The organism is Thermus brevis (assembly GCF_026427635.1).
Taxonomy (GTDB): domain Bacteria; phylum Deinococcota; class Deinococci; order Deinococcales; family Thermaceae; genus Thermus; species Thermus antranikianii.
Genome location: NZ_CP102606.1, coordinates 1948760 through 1965192 on the forward strand (window position 1 = coordinate 1948760; position 16433 = coordinate 1965192).

Genomic DNA, 16433 nt, shown 5'->3' on the forward strand with positions numbered 1-16433 from the left:
GTGAGGTATGATCGAAGCCCTCATCAAAGCCAAAACCGAGGAAGAAAGGCTTTTGGAGTTCTTGCGGTCCACCTTTCTCCTCATCGCCCTGGTGGGCTTTGCCTTCTACAGCATGGAACACTGGGTGTTGGACCACTGGACGGAAAGCTGGCAAAGCCGCATCCCCTTCTTCGTGTCCCTGGTGGGGTTTCCCCTGACCCTTCTCATGTTCTTCCACCGGGGCAAGTGGGTTCGCTACCCCTTCCTACTCTGGATGCTGGTAACCGTGGCCACAGGCATCCTGGGGGCTTACTATCACCTACTTTGGAATGCCCAGGATGCCGAGGTAAGCCTTTGGAGCCTCAGGGGGTTTCTGGAAGCCTTTGAAGGAAGCCGCCCTGTGCTGGCAGCCCTGGCGCACACGCATGTGGGGGCGGTGGCCTTCGTGGTGGGCATAACCATAAGGGACTAACGGGAGGTAAAGGGTATGAGAAAGGGCGTCGTCTGGTTTCTGGTTCTGGTCCTGAGTGGGGCGCTGGCCCAGGCACCCAAGGTGGATGGGAAGATCGCCAGCGGGGAGTACGCCAAAACCTACGAGCACGAGAAAAGCGGCATCACCCTGCACTGGAGCATCGTGGGGGACACCCTGTATTTGGCCCTCGAGGGCAAGAGCAAGGGCTGGATCGGCATTGGCTTCCTGCCGGAGAAGACCGATAAGAAGAAGGGGGCGGACCAGTACCTCTTCTACATGGAAGGGGGCAAGCTGGTGGCCCTGGACATGTACCAGGTGAAGCGCACGGGAGCCCCGGTAACCGACGAGAAGGAGGGAGGGAAAAACTCCATCCTGGCCGCTGCGGCCACCTACGAGAGCGATACCTGGGTGGTGGAGTTTAGCCGCAAGCTGAAAACCGGGGAAGCCACCGACGTGGAGATCACCCCGGGGAAAAAGCTCATCGTCCTCCTGGCCCACGCGGAAAAGATGGACCCCAAGGAGGAGCATAAGAAGACCGAGCGCTGGTACCTCGAGGACTTCGTCTTCTAAGGGCTTCTACCCCTCGGGCCTGGAATCCCTTTCCAGGCCCATTGTCTTACCAAGGGATAGATACCCTTGACTTTTACAGACTCAGAGGTACCATAAAAACCATGAACCGGCTGCAGCCCATCCAACCCCTTTATCTCGGTCTTTTTCTCCTGGCGACCCTGGGTCTTTCCTACGCCGTTCGGCTGGCTTCCGGTGTCAGGCTGGTCCTGGCCTTCTGGGTAGCCATCCTCCTAGGACTAGCCCTTTTTCACGCCAAGTTTGGCTTCGCCTCGGGGTTCCGGCGTTTCCTCCTCACGGGGGAAAGCCGCTTATTGAGGGCCCACTTTCTCCTCTTTACCCTCGCCAGCCTGCTTTTCTTCCCCTTCCTGGTCCAAGGGGAGGCCTTTGGCCAGGCGGTGCAGGGGTTTGTGGTACCCATCGGGATCGCCCTCGCCGTGGGGGCTTTCCTTTTCGGCATCGGCATGCAGCTTGGGGACGGGTGCGCCTCCGGTACCCTCTACCACACGGGAAGCGGGGACAGCCGGGGGATTTTGGTTCTCCTGGGCTTCATGGTGGGTTCTTTGCTGGGGGTCTACCACCTTTCTTACTGGCAAGCCCTTCCCGCCTGGAACCCAGGTAGTGCCCTCACCTGGTTTTCCTCCCCCTACATGGGCCTTCTCCTCTGGATAGGCCTTTTGGCCTTCCTCTACCTTCTGGTTTCCCGGGTGGAAAAAAGGCGCACGGGCCAGGTGGTACCTCTCTGGCAACGGGAAGCCACCCACCCCCTCTTCGGCCCTTGGAGCCTGGTGGGAGGTGCCGCAGTCCTAGCCTTAGGAAGCCTCCTTATCCTCCTATTATTGGGCCGCCCCTGGGGGGTAACGGCGGCCTTCGCCCTTTGGGGGGGCAAGCTGGCCCAACTTCTGGGGATCCCGGTGATGGATTGGGCCCTCTTCAACAACCCGGCCTTCGCCGAAAAGCTAGAGCAGAGCATCCTGAAAGACCCCACCAGCGTGACCAACTTCGGGGTCTTCCTGGGAGCTTTCCTGGGAGCCACCCTGAGTGGGGCCTTTAGGCTTCAGGACCTGCGCCGCATCCCCTGGACCACCCACCTAGGGGTCTTCCTGGGAGGAGTGCTCATGGGCTACGGAGCCCGGCTGGCAGGGGGTTGCAACATCGGGGCCTACCTGGGGGGCACTGCCTCCTTCAGCCTCCACGGTCCCCTCTGGGGGGTCTTCGCCCTCCTGGGCACCGCCCTGGGGGTGCGGCTTAGGCCCGCCTGCCGCCTGGAAAACGAAGGCAGGACGGGAAAGAGCCTGCCTAGCACTTGAGGTAGGTGGGGAGGACCTCCTCCAGGGCCTTGGGCGCCGGGAGGAGGTCCTTTAGGGCTTCGGGAAAGGGAGCGGTGTTCCCCTCCTTCAGCATGAGGTACTGGTCCTGGGTGATGGGGGCGAAGGGCAGGCGGGACAGGAAGGGTACGGCCAGGTCCGTCAGCCAAAGGGGTATGGGGAGAAAGGGTTTCCTCTGGCCCACAACCCTTATGCAAAGCTCTAAAAGCTCTCGGAAGGTGTACTCCTTTGGCCCCACCAGGTCAAAGGTACCCTCGAGGCCCTTTTCCAAAGCCCCAGCAAAGGCCTCGGCCACATCCCCCACGTGGACGGGGCGAAAGGGGAAGCTTCCATCCCCGATGAGGGGCACAAAGGGCAAGGACCCACAGACGAGACTCCTGAGCACCTGGCCAAAGAACTCGTCCCCGGGGCCGAAGATGAGGCTTGGGCGGAAAATGGCGTAGCTTAAGCCGCTTTCCTGCACCAACTCCTCCGCCTCAGCCTTGGTCTCGTGGTAACGGCTACCCGTGCCCCGCCTGGCCCCCAGGGCGGACATGTGAAGAAGCCGGCCCACTCCAGCCCGCTTTAGGGCCACAAGAAGGTTCCTGACCCCTTCCACGTGCACCTGGCGGAAGGTCTGGTCCTTCTCCCGGATGATCCCCGCCAGGTAAATGGCGGCCTCCACCCCCTCGAGGGTCGGTACCTCCCGGGTAATGTCCCCGGGGATGTGGACCGCTCCCTTGGGAAGGTCCCTGGGGGTGCGGGACAGGACCAAGGGGGTGTGGCCCCCTTGCACAAGCCGGGCCACCAGGTGCCGGCCTACAAAGCCCGTCCCGCCAACGACCAGAACCCTCATCCCAAGCGTCCCAAGGCTCTCTTCGTCCTCCTTTGCCCCTAGAAAGCTAACGGTAGACTGCCCCAACCTGCCTTCGCCCAGCTCCAGGGCTGGGGAGGACTTTAGGCATTCTCCCAGAAAGACCAACCCCATGGTGTTACCCCACCCACAAAGGAGGCCCCCGCCCCCTTTGGGGGCGGGGCTAGGCGAGCGTCTGGGCTTAGTCAAACTTGTTCTGTTGCAGGAGGCTAGCCGTCTGCTGCACGGAGGGGATAGCCCCTGCCACCTTGCGGAGGTTAGCCCGGGTGCCCTTGTACCACGGAATGGTGGTCTTGGGATCGGTGTAGCCCGAAACCAAGGAGTTGGAAGTGCCCCGCCAGTGGTACATGACCAGGAAGAGCATCCCTGGCCTCACCGCATCGGTCACGTAGACCATGAAGGTGCCGTTTCCTTCTTCGTTGTAGACCTCCACCAGGTCCCCCGACTGGAGGCCAAGCCGCTTAGCATCCTCGGGATGGACCTCCACATAGGGCAAAGGCAGGGCCACGGTCTTTTCCGGCAGGTGACGGTCGTGGTAGGCGGTCTGCCAGATGGTCTGGGCCCGCCCCGTGGTGACCCAGAAGGGATACTGCCGGGCCCTTTCCCCTTCCAGGTACTTGGCCACCTCTGCAGGGTAGCCCTCCCAGTCGTCGGTGCCGTACCACTTGAACTTGCCGTCCGGGGTGCCGAACTTGTGGGTGTAACGGCGCACGGTACCCACCAGCTTCCCGGTCTTGGGATCCCGGCGCACAGGAGTTTGGATGCCTTGCTGGCCCACCTCCTTGAGGAACTTGTAGGTGACCCCTCTGTAGTTCTCGGGCTCCAGCTTGGCCTCGTCCTCCTCGCTCACCCGGTTGTCGCTGAACTCCTCCGCCCCGGCCAGGAAGACATCCTCATCGGTGTTCCAGTTCTTGCCGAACTCAAACTTGGCGGCCTCCTGGTGCTTGCCCTCGGCCCGGTAGAGCTCGGCGATTCGCAGGCCCACCCACTTGAAGATCTCCCAGTCGGGCTTGGCCTCACCGGGGGGATCCATGAACTTCTCGTACAGGCGGAGCAGACGGCTATTGCAGTTGATGGAGGTGTCGTTGGCCTCACCCCAGGCGGCCGCGGGCAGGATCAGGTGGGCGTCGCGGGCGGTTTCCGTCATGTAAATGTCCTGAACCACCATGAAAAGGGCATCCGGGTCGGAGTAGAGCACGTCCAGGATTTTCTTCACCCGTTCCTGGATGGTCCCGGGCTCCCCACCAGCACCCAGGGCCTTGGTGAGCTTCTCCGTACGCTCGTGGATGCGCTTGCGGAAGACCTGGGCGTTTGGCGTGGACAAATAAGGATCGGTGGCGATCACCCAGTAGAACTTGCCCTTGCCGTCCGTGAGGAACTTATCCACGTTCACAGGGGGGCCACCCCGGTAGATGGAGCCCGGGGTGGGGGCAGGAGGCCGTACGTACCCCTCCTGGTGCCCGCCCTGACGGCCACAGCCCGTGCCGGGGCGGCCGATGTTGTGGGTGAGGACCGCCAGCTGCACGATGGCCGCCACCTGATCGTAATTCTTCATGTTCCAGATGATGCCCTTCTCGTAGATGGTGAGGGTGCGGCGCTTGAACTTCCCCGCCTTGGGCTTGGCAATCCAGTCCGCAGCCTTCTCAATCTGGGCCCGGGGCACCCCGGTGATCTTTTCCACCTGGGCCATGAACTCGGCATAGGGCACCTGAAGCTTGAGGCTCTTCTGTTTGTACTCCTCGAAAAGCTTCATGTCGGTGCGGGCCTCGAGGTAGGCCATGTCGTAGTAGCCCCGCTCCCAGACCACCCGGGCGATGGCATTGGCCAGGATGTAGTCCGTGCCCAAGTTGGGCTGAAGGAGAAGGACCCGGTCCTTGGCCACGGTTTCGGCGACGGTATAGGAGGAGGTCTTCCGCGGGTCAATCACGATCAGGTACCCGGGTTCCGCAGGCTCCCCTCGGTCAAAGACCTTCTGCTTTTCCGCCACCGTGTTCCCCTGTATGTTGGGGAGCATGTGCTCGGCGTAGAACACCGTGGCGGTTTCGTACGGGTTAGCCCCCCAGAGAACGATGGTGTCGGCCAGCCGGGCGTCCTCGTAGGTGTAGTTAAGCTCGTGCACCCCCCGCTCGCGGCTGCCCCAGACCTCGGAGTTATAGGCAGGCCGGTTGTGAATGGCGATGTGCTTCACGGAAAGTGCGGTAAAGAAGAGCTTGCCCGCCCCGTAGTTGTCCTCAAACCCCTGGCCCGAGCCCCCGTGGTCGTAGCACTTCACGGCGATGTTGTCGTCGTTGCCATCCCGATCCCGGATACCTTTAATCAACCCGGCCATGAGGGTCAGGGCATCCTGCCAGGTGATGGCCTGGAACTGATCCCCCACCCGCAGGAGGGGGTAGAGGAGGCGGTCCTGGGTACCCCGGTCCAGGCTCCACACGGTGAGGGCGTTGGTACCACCCCGGATAGAGTAGTTGCCCCGGTTGATGGGACTGTCCTTGGCAGGCACGATCACCACGTGGTACTGGCGACCGTCCTTGCCCACGGTAATCCCGTGCATGGTCTCCGTGTAGCTCTGACCAGCCAGGGGAGGCTGGGCCCGGGAAAGATCCAGGCCGAAAGCGTTCTGGTCAGGCTTCAGGCCGCCCTGCTCGCCCACCGGCCAAACGTACACCTTGTAGCCGCAACCCACGTTGCAGTACTGGCACACCGTGTTGTGCACCCGAGCGTTCTTGGGAGGAATGGGAAGCTGGTCCCTTCTAGGAATAAGCGCCATACCCTACACCTCCTACACGTTCTTAACCCGGCCCCAGATGAGACCGGCCACGGCCACCGCGTAAATATCACCCTTGCCGTCTATGCGCAAAGGAATCTGGGGAAGCCAAGAGCTGGCCAGGCCCTGGTAGGTCTGCCCGGCCTTGGCGGGGTCGAACATGGAGTAGTGGCACCGGCAGATGAACCTCTCCCCCTCGTATTGGATAGGGCAACCCATATGGGTGCAAAGGCCCGAGAAGGCCACGATGTCCCGCCCAGGCCCCACACCTCCAATAGCCGGCTTGCCCAGCTTGACCAGGATGGCCGGAGCGGAGGCATCGGGGTAGCTGAAGGTGATGGGCTGGCCCGTTTTCACCTGGGCAACGTTGGCCACCTTCACCGCCGGGTACGTAAGGCTGGGTGCATATCCCAACTGGGCCTTGCCCCCTGCGGTGAAGAGGGCGGTGGCCGCCGCCGTCAGCTTGACAAACCGCCTACGCGACAAGGTTTGCGTCATAGCCACACACCTCCTTGGGTGCAGTTGAAGGCTATCAAACACAAGGGACATTTGTCAATCCCTTTTGATATCGGTCCATATACCCCAAAAGGGTATTGGGTTGTTTCCGCCCTCCCGATGGGCCCTCACAGGCATTAGGAATCTCGCGTTTGGCATAAGCATCCTTTCCCAAACGAGGGACCTTTGTTAAAGTATAGCCTGATGGCTTGTGATCCAGCGCCCGGCCGCCCCAATGTGGCCCTTAAGTTGACCGAAGCCCTGGCGCATCCCGCCAGGCTAACCATTGTCCGCCTCCTGGCGGAGCTTCCCGACGAGCACACCGCCTTCGATCCCCGCTGTGGCACCGCTTACGGGGTGTGCTTTTGCCATCTGAAGGAGAAGACCGGGCTTTCGGGCCCCACGGTAAGCCACCACCTCAAGATCCTTCGCGAAGCCGGGCTGGTGGAGGGCGTGCGGGTGGGGCGTTGGACCTATTTCCGCCTTAAGCCAGGGGGCCTCGAGGCCCTAGCCCACGAGCTCCTTCACCTGGCCCGCCAAGCGGAGAGGGCCGCCGCCAAGGCGGGGTAAGCGCTTGTCTAAAAACCCCACCCCTGCCACCATGAGGGCATGGGAGAGATCCGGGTGGGTACCGCCAGCTGGACGGACGAAACCCTCCTCGCCTCCGGGTGGTATCCTCCCGAGGTACGCCACCATCCCGAGAAGCGCCTCCGCTACTATGCGGAGCACTTTGACACCGTGGAGGTGGACAGCACCTTCTACGCCCTACCCCGGCGGGAGGTGGTGGCGAAATGGGCAGAGAGGACCCCAGCGGGCTTTCTCTTCCACGTGAAGGCTTTTTCCGCCTTTACCGGGCATGGCCTCGAGGCCGCCACCCTTCCCAAGGACCTTCGCTCCCTTCTCCCCAAAACTGAAGGCCACCTGGCCCAGCGGGAAATCCCCCAAGAGGTTCTGGAGGAAGCTTGGAACCGCTTCTTCGCCGCCATCACCCCCTTAAGGGAGGCCGGCAAGCTGGGGTACCTGCACTTCGGCCTTCCGCCCTGGACCGAACCCAAGCCCCGAAGCTTTCGCTACCTGGAGCATCTGGCAGAGAGGACCCAGGGCTACTGGGTGGCGGTGGAGTTTCGCAACCCCAGGTGGTACGTGGCCTGGGGATTCGTGAGGAAGGAACTGGAGCGGCTCGGCCTCATCCACGTGAGCGTGGATGCCCCACCCCATCCCGAGGCCCCACCCCGGGTCCTGGAACCCACCCACCCCGTGGCGGTGCTCCGATGCCACGGAAGGAACGCAGAGTCCTGGAAAGGCCCCCACCAGAAGCCCTACGAGCGCTTCAACTGGCGTTACTCGGAAGAGGAGCTTCAGGACCTGGCCCAAGCCACCCTGACCCTTGCGGAGAAGGCCGAGACGGTTTTCGTCATCTTTAACAACAACTACGGCACCCAGGGCGTGGAGGCAGCCCTGGGGCTTAAAGGCCTCCTGGGCCTAGGGCCTCCTCCCTGGGCCAAGAAGCTTCTTTAACCCCTAGGGTTTCATGCTACCTTGAGGGGGATGGCGCGCCCTCCCCTGTCCGAGGCCCAGGAAGACTACCTGAAGCAGCTTTTCCTCCTGGAGGCGGAGCGGCAAGGCCCGGTGCCCACCCAGGCGCTTGCCGAGCGCTTGGGGGTTAAACCCCCCTCGGTGACGGAGATGCTCAAGAAGCTCACCGCCTTGGGCCTGGTGGAGCATGCCCCCTACCAGGGGGCCCGGCTCACCGAGGCCGGGCGGCGGATCGCCCTGGAGGTCCTAAGGCACCACCGGCTCCTCGAGGCCTACCTGCACCAGGCCCTCGGCTACGGTTGGGAAGAGGTCCACCAGGAGGCGGAACGGCTGGAGCACGTGATCAGCGAGGCCTTTGAGGAAAGGATCGCCGAGTTGTTAGGCCACCCTCCCTTTGACCCCCACGGGGACCCCATCCCCACCAAGGACCTGGCCCTGCCGGAAGCCCCAGCCCTCCCCCTCTCCCAGGCCCCCTTGGGGGAGGCCCGGGTGGTACGGGCCCTGGCCCAGGACCGGGGCACCCTCAACCTCCTGGCCAAGCTGGGTCTGGTTCCCGGAAAGGTCCTTAGGGTGGTGGAGAAAGGAGACGGGGTAGGCATCGAAATGGCCGGGGAGGTATTGCGCCTTCCCGAGGAGCTGGCCCAGGCCGTTGGGGTAGAGGCCCTTCAGGAAAGGGCCCCGTAAACCAGGGTGCGGAAGGCCAGGCCAAGCCGCTGCCCAAGCCGGGAGTGAAGAGCCTTTTCCGGCTCCAGCACGGAAAGGAGATTGGGGGCCTGGGTGAAAAGCAAGGCGCTCAGTTCCAGGGCGGGATCCACCAGGAAATACGTGCCGGCAAACCCCCACCAGTAGAAGTCCCCGGGGCTTCCCGGAGCCAGACCCCCAGGGCGCAAACGCACCGCCACCCCCAGGCCAAAGCCGTAACCCGGGCCCGGGGTGTACTCCAAGCCCCGCCGCAACCCGGCCTCGTAAAGGGGACCCAGGTGGTCCTGGGTCATGAGGCGGCACAGGCTCGGGTGCAACACACCGCGGCCCGTGCGTAGGGCCTCCAGGAACCGCAGGTAGTCCCAGGCCGTGCTCACCCCGCCCAGGCCCCCCGCATACCGGGGAGGCTCCGCCTCCACGGGGATCAGGCGGATGGACCTGCCCGTTTCCGGGTCCTGGGGGAAGGGCTTTGCCAAACGGGCGGGATCCCTGGCCAGAAAACCCGAATCCCGCATCCCCAAGGGGGCGAACACCCGTTCCTCCAAGAGCTCCGCTAAGCTTTTCCCCGAAAGCACCTCTAAAAGATGTCCAAGCACATCAGTGGAAAGCCCGTACTCAAAGGCCTCTCCCGGCTGAAAGCGCAGGGGCAAAGCGGCCAGGCGCCCAAGAAACTCCTCCCGGGAAAGGTCAAACCGGTCCACCCCCGCCTCCAGGTAGAGCCGTTTCACCGGGGAGCGGAAGAAGACCCCATAGGTAAAGCCCGCCGTGTGGCGCAGGAGGTCGTAGACGGTGAGGGGCCGCCTAAGGGCCTCGAGGGCCACCTCCTCCCCCACTTCCCGCCCCACCTTGACCCCGGCGAACCCCGGCAGGTACTTTTCCACAGGGTCCAGAAGGGAAAGGCTGCCCTCCTCCACGAAGGTGAGGGCCAGGGCGGAAACCCAGGGCTTGGTCATGGAGTAGATGCGGAAAAGAGCGTCTTCCCGCATGGGAAGAGCCCTTTCCGGATCCAGATACCCCCCCACTCCCTGATAGACCACCTCTCCCCCCCGGGCCACCAGGGCCACGTACCCAGGAAGAAGGCCCTCAGCCACCTGCCTCTTCAAAAAACCATCCAGCCGGGAAAAATCCATGGTTCCCCCTTGGGGACCTAGCCTCCCTACCCTCAGGCGGGAGCAGCCCCCACCGTTCTACCCCCATCCACGAAGAGGACCTGGCCGGTAATGAAGCTGGACTCGTCCGAAACCAGGAAAAGGGCGGCGTAGGCCACCTCTATGGGCTGGCCGGCCCGACCCAAGGGTGTGGCGGCGATGGCCTTCTCCCGCACCTTCTCCGGCACCTTAGCCGTCATCCGAGTTTCAATGAACCCCGGGGCCAGGGCGTTCACCCGGATCCCGTACCGCCCCAGCTCCAGGGCCAGGGTGCGGGTAAGCCCCACCACCCCCGCCTTGGAAGCCGCATAGTTGGCCTGCCCCAGGTTACCCAGGTACACCCGGGAACTGGTGAGCACAATGGAACCAGGGTTCCGCTCCCGCATGGCCTCGGAGGCCGCTTTGGCCACCAGGAAGCTTCCCGTAAGGTTCACCCTCAACACCGCCTCCCAGTCCTCCAGGGGTATCTTCCAGTGGAAGTTGTCCCGGGTGATACCGGCATAGTGCACCACCCCGTCCAGGCGGCCCATGGCCTGAAGGGCCTCGTGGAATCCCCTCTCCACGGAAAGCGGGTCGGCCACGTTCATGGGAAGGGCCAAGGCCCCCGTGGCCGCCGCCGCCTCCCTTAGGGGCTCCTCCTCCAGATCGCAGGCCACCAGCCTGGCCCCCTCCTGGGCAAAGAGCTCCAGGGTAGCCCGGCCGATCCCGTGGGCCGCTCCCGTGATCAGCACCACCTTGTCCTTTAGCCGCATCCGCCACCTCCTGTGTTTGGCGACCGAACGGTCGGTAAGTTCACCCTACCCCGTGGCGGGGTTTCCGTCAAGGGCTTCTTCGCCTCACCCCAGCCGCCAGGCGTAGTAAGGGGTTTCCACAAAGGCCGGAGGCCCTCCCAGATACACCCTGAGCCCCGGAAGGATCAGGGTCTCCCCCTCCCACTCAAAGGCCAGGGGGTCCACCGGCAAAGGGTAGTGGAGAACTCCTTCCCGGGGCAGGCCAAGCCGCAGGCGCTCGGGCAGGGAAAGCTTACCCACCAGGAGGTAACGGGCCCTCTTGGGTCCGGATTCCGTGTAAAAGGCCACCTCCTCCCCTAGGTCCAGGAGGAAAGCCCGGCCCCGGATGTAGAGCCTGGCCCTATCCGTCCAGGTAGACATGGGGCCTCCCCATGAGGTGGGCTACCCGCACCCCTGGGCCGTAGAGGTTTTGCAGAAGGGTTTCCGTGAGCACCGCCTCCGGCCTTCCTTCCGCCAAAAGCCGTCCTCCTTTCAACACCGCCACCCGTCCAGCCAAAGCCGCCTGGTTGGGGTCGTGAAGGACGGAAAGAATCCCCATCCCCTTGACAACCAGGTTTTGGAAGAGGGCCAGAAGCCCACCCTGGTATTCCAGGTCCAGGAAGGTGGTGGGTTCGTCCAGAAGGAGGTAGCGGGGCCTAGCCGCCAGGGCCCGGGCCAGAAGAACCCGCTGGCGCTCCCCGCCGGAAAGGCTACCCAGGTACCGGCCCCGGAAACGGGAAGCCCCCGTAACCTCCAAAGCCCACTCCACCGCTTCCACATCCTCCCGCCCTTCCCGCCCCCAAAGGCCCAGGTGGGGAAGCCTTCCTAAGCGCACCACCTCCTCCACCAAGAGCCCCTCCGGGTAGGGGCCTCCCTGGGGCAGGTAGGCGAGGAGCCGGCCCCGGGCATAGCTTCCATAGGCCGGAAGGGGCTTTCCCTCCAGAAAGACCCCCCCTGCCCTGGGGCGGAGGAGCCCCGCCATAACCCTTAGAAGGGTGCTCTTCCCCGATCCATTGGGGCCCAAAAGGGCCACCCACTCCCCTGGCCTTACGGCCAGGTCCACCCCTAAGAGGGCGTAGGGCCCCACGATCCCATTGGCTTCAAGCCCTTCCACGCCGCCTCCACATCAGGTACAGGAAGAATGGCCCCCCAAGAAGAGTGGTCACCACCCCCACGGGAAGCTCCGCCGGCCGGGTAAGGGTGCGGGCCAGGAGGTCCGCCAGCGTTAGGAGGACCGCCCCACCTAGGGCAGAAGCAGGCAGAAGCAGGCGGTAATCCTCATCCAAGAGGCGCCGGAGGAGATGGGGGGTCATCAGGCCCACGAAACCGATGATCCCCGCCTGGGCCACGGCAGCAGCCACCAACAGGCTTGCGGCAAGGAGGAGGAGGAGTTTCAAGCCCTCGAGGGGTAGCCCCATACTCCGGGCCACCTCCTCCCCCAGCTGGAGGGCGTTCAACACCCGCCCTAAAAGCAACAGCGGGGGAAGGGCCAGAAGGAAAAAAAGGACCATGGCCTTCACCGAAGGCCAGCCCATGAAGGCCAGGTTGCCCAGGGTGTAGGCGAAGACCGCCCGCACCCGGTCGGCGTCCTGCATCATCAGGTAGGTGGTGGCCCCGGTCAGAACGCTCCCCACCACCACCCCTGCCAGAACCAGCTCCCCCGTCCGGGCCGCTCCCCCTGCCAGAACCAGGGTGAGGAAGGTGGCGGAGAGGGCCCCGAGGAACCCGAAGAGGGTGGCGGAAAGGGGAAGGCTTTGGAAGATGGCGTGCTGGGCAAAGGCGGGGGCCAGGCCCCCCAGCAAGCTGGCCAGAAGGGTCACGGCGAAAGCCGCCCCCGCCGCCGAGCCCATGAGGTAGGGGTCGGCCAGGGGATTGCGGAAAAGCCCCTGGAAGCTGGCCCCCGCCACCCCCAAGGCCGCCCCCACCAGCATCCCCCCCAGGACCCTGGGGAGCCGCATCTCCGTGACGATGGGATTCTCCTTTAGGCCCAAAAGGGCCTGGAGCACCTCGCCCGGCGGCAGGCTCACCGCCCCCATGGCTACCCCCAGCACCAGGGCCAGGAGGAGCAGGAGGAGGAGCCAGAAAAAGACCAGGCTCCGCCTAAGGGCCAGGGGGAGGGCCCGGGTCATGGCCTAGCGCCCATGGAAGCAATCCACCAGAAGCCTAAGCCCCTGGGCCACCCGGGGGCCTGGGCGGGAGAGGAGGCTATCCTGACCCCCGGTAAACACGCAGATGCGCCCCGTCTGCACCGCCTTCACCCGGCTCCAGCCAGGCCTGGCCTGGATGGTTTCCAGGGCACCCGGGTAGGTGGCCACGATCACCTCGGGGTTCTTCTCCACCACGAACTCGGGGGCGATCTTGGGGAAAAGGCCCAGCTCCTTGGGGATGATGTTCACCCCCCGGGCCTTTTGGATCAGGACCCCGATGAAGCTCTCCGGACCCACGGTGTAGGGGGTGGGGTCGATCTCGTAGTAAACCCGGGGCCGGGTCGTGGCCTTGGCCGCACGGGACTCCTCCTGGTACACCTCCCGCTGAATCTGGGCCACCAGGCGCTCCGCCTGGGCCTCGAGGCCAAGAAGCTTCCCCAGGGTACGGGTGGTGCGGAAGATATCCTCGTAGGTCTCGGTGCGCACCGCATACACCGTTAGGCCCGCCCGCTCCAGGGTTTCGTACAAACGCCCGTACTTGGAAACCAGAACCAGATCCGGCTTCAGAGAAACGATGAACTCGGGGTTGGGATTGTAAAGCCCCCCCGCCTTGGGCAGGGCCTTCACCCTCTCGGGCCAGTCGGAGTAGTCGTCGGTGGCCACGATGCGGTCGCAAGCCCCTAGGGCGCAGACCGTTTCCGTCACCGAGGGCAACATGGTGACGATCCGTTTGGGCGGTGCCTTGACCGTGACCGTGCGCCCTAGGTCGTCGGTGAGGGTAAGGGGAAAAGCAAAGGCCAGCGCCAGAAGAACCGAAAGAACCGAAAGAACTCTCCTCATGCCTACCTCCCTAAGGCCGCTAGGGCCAGGCCCGGGGGAGGTAGGGAAAACCCCTGCCGGAAAGCGGCAGGGGCGCAAACGGCTTTGCAAACCCCCATCGCTCCCCCATCCGCGTGAGGTGCCCGCCTCGGGGTCTGGCGGGCGGCCCTGGCAGGTATTCGGGCTTCCGGCCTGCGAAGCTTAAGCCCAAAGCGTGGCCGGTTACCGTTGCGGGACAGCGCCGGACTTGCACCGGACTTCCCCACTTTAAGCCTGGACTACGCGCCCAGGCACCAGGGCAACGGACCTGGCTTTGAGGCCCTAGCGGGCCTTAAGGCCAGGCTAAGCCTAATGGGGCAAAAAGGCAAGGGCTTGACACATCCGGGGACGGGTGATTTACTTAGTCCCGAGAACGAACTAAAGGGCAAGGGGAAAGGAACTGGGATGCGCAAAGGGGACACGCAGGAAATCCGCAGGCTCAACCGCCGGGCTATCCTGGCCCACCTGAGGCGGGGCCCCCTTACCCGGGCGGACCTTTCCCGGCTTACCGGTTTGGCTAAAAGCGCGGTAAGCCGCCTGGTGGATGAGTTTTTACAGGAGGGCCTTCTGGAGGAAGGAGCCTTTACCTCTCCCCCCGTGGGCCGGCCCGGCACCCTCTTGCACCTGCGCCCTGGCGCCCGCTTTGCCCTAGGCGCGGAACTGGGGGTGGAGGAAACCGTCCTTCTGGCCCTGGACTGGCGGGGAGAGGTTCTATGGGCCAAGGAATGGAGCCACCCCCGGGAGGCCGGTCCGAGGGAACGTCTGGAACGGCTTCTGCAGGAGGTTCTTCCCCATGTACCGGGACCCTTGGGCCTGGGGTTCACCCTGCCTGGGGTGGTGGTGGAGGACCGGCTCCTCCTGGCCCCCAACCTGGGCTGGAAAAACCTGGACCTCCGGCCCCTGCTCTCCCACTTTCCCCTGCCCACGGCCTTGGAAAACGATGCCAAGGCCTCGGCCCTGTCCGAGGTCTTCTTTCACGGAGAGGCCAACCTCGCCTACCTGGTGCTCAGCACGGGCTTGGGAATCGGGGTGGTATCGGATAGCCGGATCCTGCGGGGAGCGGGTGGGGCCGCTGGGGAGCTGGGCCACTGGCTCGGCCAGGGGCACAAGCCCTGCGCCTGCGGCCGGGTGGGGTGCCTGGAAACCGAACTGGGCCTCGGTGCCCTCTTGGAGCATTACCGGTCCCTAGGCGGAAAGGCGGGGGACCTCGAGGCCCTGCTCCAGCAGGCCAAGCAGGGGGAGGCTTTGGCCCTCGAGGCCATCCACCACTTGGGCGAGGCCTTGGGCCGCTTCCTGGCCAACCTGGCTGTGGCCTACGACCCGGCCCGGGTGGTCATAGGGGGCAAGGCAGCCGAGTTCTTCCCCTACCTGGAGCAATCCTTGCGCCAGTCCTTGGCGGCCCATGCCTTCCTGGAAGCCCATCGTTCCTTGCCCGTGCAACCTTCCCTTTATGGTCACCTGGCCCCGGCGGTGGGTGGGGCTAGCCTCTTTTTGGTGAGGTTTTTCGAGCTGGGCGGCCTGTGGGCGGAAAGCCCACGTCGCAATGGAGGTAGGTATGAGGAAGTGGCTTTTGGCGATCGGCGTGGCCTTGGGGCTTAGCGCCCTGGCCCAGACGGGCAAGCTGGAGATCTTCTCCTGGTGGGCGGGAGACGAAGGCCCGGCCCTCGAGGCCCTCATCCGGCTTTATAAGCAAAAGTATCCCGGTGTGGAGGTCATCAACGCCACGGTTACCGGCGGGGCAGGGGTGAACGCCAAGGCGGTCCTGAAGACCCGCATGCTGGGCGGTGACCCGCCCGATACCTTCCAGGTGCACGCCGGGCAGGAACTCATCGGCACCTGGGTGGTGGCCGAGCGCATGGAGGACCTCACCAGCCTCTTCCGGCAGGAGGGTTGGCTCCAAGCCTTCCCCAAGGGCCTCATCGACCTCCTCTCCTACAAGGGAGGCATCTGGAGCGTGCCCGTCAACATCCACCGCTCCAACGTCATGTGGTACATCCCCGCCAAGCTGAAGGAATGGGGGGTGACCCCGCCCAAGACCTGGGCGGAGTTCCTCGCCACCTGCCAGACCTTGAAGCGGAAGGGCCTTGAGGCGCCCCTGGCCCTGGGCGAGAACTGGACCCAGCAGCACCTTTGGGAAAGCGTGGCCTTGGCCACCCTGGGAGCCGACGGCTGGAATAACCTCTGGAGCGGCAAGCTAAAGTTCACCGACCCCAAGGCGGTGGCCGTATGGGAAACCTTTGGCAAGGTGCTGGATTGCGCCAACAAGGACGCCGCGGGGCTTTCCTGGCAACAGGCGGTGGACCGGGTAGTCCAGGGCAAGGCCGCTTTCAACATCATGGGCGACTGGGCCGCCGGCTACATGAGCACCACCTTGAAGCTCAAGCCCGGCACCGACTTCGCCTGGACCCCGTCCCCCGGCACCTCCGGGATCTTCATGATGCTCTCCGACTCCTTTGGCCTGCCCAAGGGAGCCAAGAACCGGCAAAACGCCATCAACTGGCTCAAGCTCGTGGGCTCCAAGGAGGGGCAGGACACCTTTAACCCCCTGAAGGGCTCCATCGCCGCCCGGCTGGACTCCGACCCCGCCAAGTACAACGCCTACGGCCAGTCGGCCATGAAGGACTGGAAGTCCAACCGCATCGTGGGCTCTTTGGTGCACGGGGCGGTGGCACCCGAAAGCTTCATGAGCCAGTTCGGCACGGTGATGGAGATCTTCTTGCAAAGCAGGAACCCGCAAGCGGCGGCCAACGCCGCCCAGGCCATCGCCAACCAGGTGGGCTTGGGCCGCTAGAACCCCTCGGCCCGTGGGGGCTT

General features: G+C 64.2%; 17 protein-coding genes and 1 riboswitch. Of the genes, 8 read left to right on the forward strand and 9 right to left on the reverse strand.

Annotated elements, in window-relative coordinates:
- The first annotated feature begins 7 nt into the window (after window positions 1-7).
- The 3 genes from KQ693_RS10555 (at window position 8) to KQ693_RS10565 (ending at window position 2328) form a co-directional block, all read left to right on the forward strand.
- On the forward strand, window positions 8-451 hold the full coding sequence (locus tag KQ693_RS10555; RefSeq protein ID WP_267261230.1) for a hypothetical protein: 444 nt from the start codon (window positions 8-10) through the stop codon (window positions 449-451).
- Between the two features lie 15 nt (window positions 452-466).
- Window positions 467-1021, forward strand: a complete 555-nt coding sequence (locus tag KQ693_RS10560; protein ID WP_267261231.1) for a DOMON domain-containing protein — start codon at window positions 467-469, stop codon at window positions 1019-1021.
- 101 nt (window positions 1022-1122) lie between these two features.
- Window positions 1123-2328 (forward strand): YeeE/YedE family protein, encoded by a 1206-nt coding sequence (locus tag KQ693_RS10565; RefSeq protein WP_267261232.1) that lies wholly within the window; start codon window positions 1123-1125, stop codon window positions 2326-2328.
- Here KQ693_RS10565 and KQ693_RS10570 read toward each other — a convergent pair.
- From KQ693_RS10570 to KQ693_RS10580, 3 genes are all read right to left on the reverse strand, one after another.
- Window positions 2318-3181, reverse strand: coding sequence for a complex I NDUFA9 subunit family protein (locus KQ693_RS10570; protein ID WP_267261233.1), 864 nt, complete (start codon window positions 3179-3181; stop codon window positions 2318-2320). The genes KQ693_RS10565 and KQ693_RS10570 overlap by 11 nt on opposite strands.
- Before the next feature lie 199 nt (window positions 3182-3380).
- Window positions 3381-5966, reverse strand: coding sequence for an arsenate reductase (azurin) large subunit (locus KQ693_RS10575; RefSeq protein WP_267261234.1), 2586 nt, complete (start codon window positions 5964-5966; stop codon window positions 3381-3383).
- Between the two features lie 12 nt (window positions 5967-5978).
- Complete coding sequence (locus KQ693_RS10580; protein ID WP_267261235.1) at window positions 5979-6461, reverse strand: arsenate reductase (azurin) small subunit; 483 nt, start codon at window positions 6459-6461, stop codon at window positions 5979-5981.
- Window positions 6462-6707: 246 nt separating this feature from the next.
- On the opposite strand from KQ693_RS10580, the gene KQ693_RS10585 reads away from it, so the two are divergent.
- Genes KQ693_RS10585 through mntR form a run of 3 tightly spaced genes read left to right on the forward strand, consistent with a single transcriptional unit; the run spans window position 6708 to window position 8678 of the window.
- Window positions 6708-7028: an ArsR/SmtB family transcription factor gene (locus KQ693_RS10585; protein WP_234558123.1), complete on the forward strand. Its 321-nt coding sequence runs from the start codon at window positions 6708-6710 to the stop codon at window positions 7026-7028.
- Window positions 7029-7067: 39 nt separating this feature from the next.
- Window positions 7068-7976, forward strand: a complete 909-nt coding sequence (locus KQ693_RS10590) for a DUF72 domain-containing protein (RefSeq protein WP_267261236.1) — start codon at window positions 7068-7070, stop codon at window positions 7974-7976.
- A gap of 30 nt (window positions 7977-8006) precedes the next feature.
- Window positions 8007-8678, forward strand: a complete 672-nt coding sequence (gene mntR, locus KQ693_RS10595; RefSeq protein WP_038069595.1) for a manganese-dependent transcriptional regulator MntR — start codon at window positions 8007-8009, stop codon at window positions 8676-8678.
- Here mntR and KQ693_RS10600 read toward each other — a convergent pair.
- The 6 genes from KQ693_RS10600 to KQ693_RS10625 form a co-directional block, all read right to left on the reverse strand.
- On the reverse strand, window positions 8660-9826 hold the full coding sequence (locus KQ693_RS10600) for a serine hydrolase domain-containing protein (RefSeq protein WP_267261237.1): 1167 nt from the start codon (window positions 9824-9826) through the stop codon (window positions 8660-8662). The genes mntR and KQ693_RS10600 overlap by 19 nt on opposite strands.
- A gap of 32 nt (window positions 9827-9858) precedes the next feature.
- Window positions 9859-10596 (reverse strand): SDR family oxidoreductase, encoded by a 738-nt coding sequence (locus tag KQ693_RS10605; RefSeq protein ID WP_267261238.1) that lies wholly within the window; start codon window positions 10594-10596, stop codon window positions 9859-9861.
- An 84-nt stretch (window positions 10597-10680) separates the two neighbouring features.
- Window positions 10681-10995: a hypothetical protein gene (locus KQ693_RS10610; protein ID WP_015717361.1), complete on the reverse strand. Its 315-nt coding sequence runs from the start codon at window positions 10993-10995 to the stop codon at window positions 10681-10683.
- Window positions 10976-11728 (reverse strand): ABC transporter ATP-binding protein, encoded by a 753-nt coding sequence (locus KQ693_RS10615; protein ID WP_267261239.1) that lies wholly within the window; start codon window positions 11726-11728, stop codon window positions 10976-10978. Before KQ693_RS10615 ends, KQ693_RS10610 begins: the two co-directional genes overlap by 20 nt.
- On the reverse strand, window positions 11715-12743 hold the full coding sequence (locus KQ693_RS10620; RefSeq protein ID WP_267261240.1) for a FecCD family ABC transporter permease: 1029 nt from the start codon (window positions 12741-12743) through the stop codon (window positions 11715-11717). Before KQ693_RS10620 ends, KQ693_RS10615 begins: the two co-directional genes overlap by 14 nt.
- Window positions 12744-12746: 3 nt before the next feature.
- A complete protein-coding gene (locus KQ693_RS10625; protein WP_267261241.1) occupies window positions 12747-13601 on the reverse strand; it encodes an ABC transporter substrate-binding protein in 855 nt (284 codons plus the stop codon).
- 132 nt (window positions 13602-13733) lie between these two features.
- Window positions 13734-13893, reverse strand: a riboswitch (cobalamin riboswitch).
- A 131-nt stretch (window positions 13894-14024) separates the two neighbouring features.
- Between KQ693_RS10625 and KQ693_RS10630 the strand changes: the two genes are divergently transcribed.
- Complete coding sequence (locus KQ693_RS10630; RefSeq protein ID WP_267261242.1) at window positions 14025-15218, forward strand: ROK family transcriptional regulator; 1194 nt, start codon at window positions 14025-14027, stop codon at window positions 15216-15218.
- A complete protein-coding gene (locus KQ693_RS10635) occupies window positions 15175-16410 on the forward strand; it encodes an ABC transporter substrate-binding protein (RefSeq protein WP_267261243.1) in 1236 nt (411 codons plus the stop codon). The genes KQ693_RS10630 and KQ693_RS10635 overlap by 44 nt, the downstream gene beginning before the upstream one ends.
- Window positions 16411-16433: the final 23 nt, after the last annotated feature.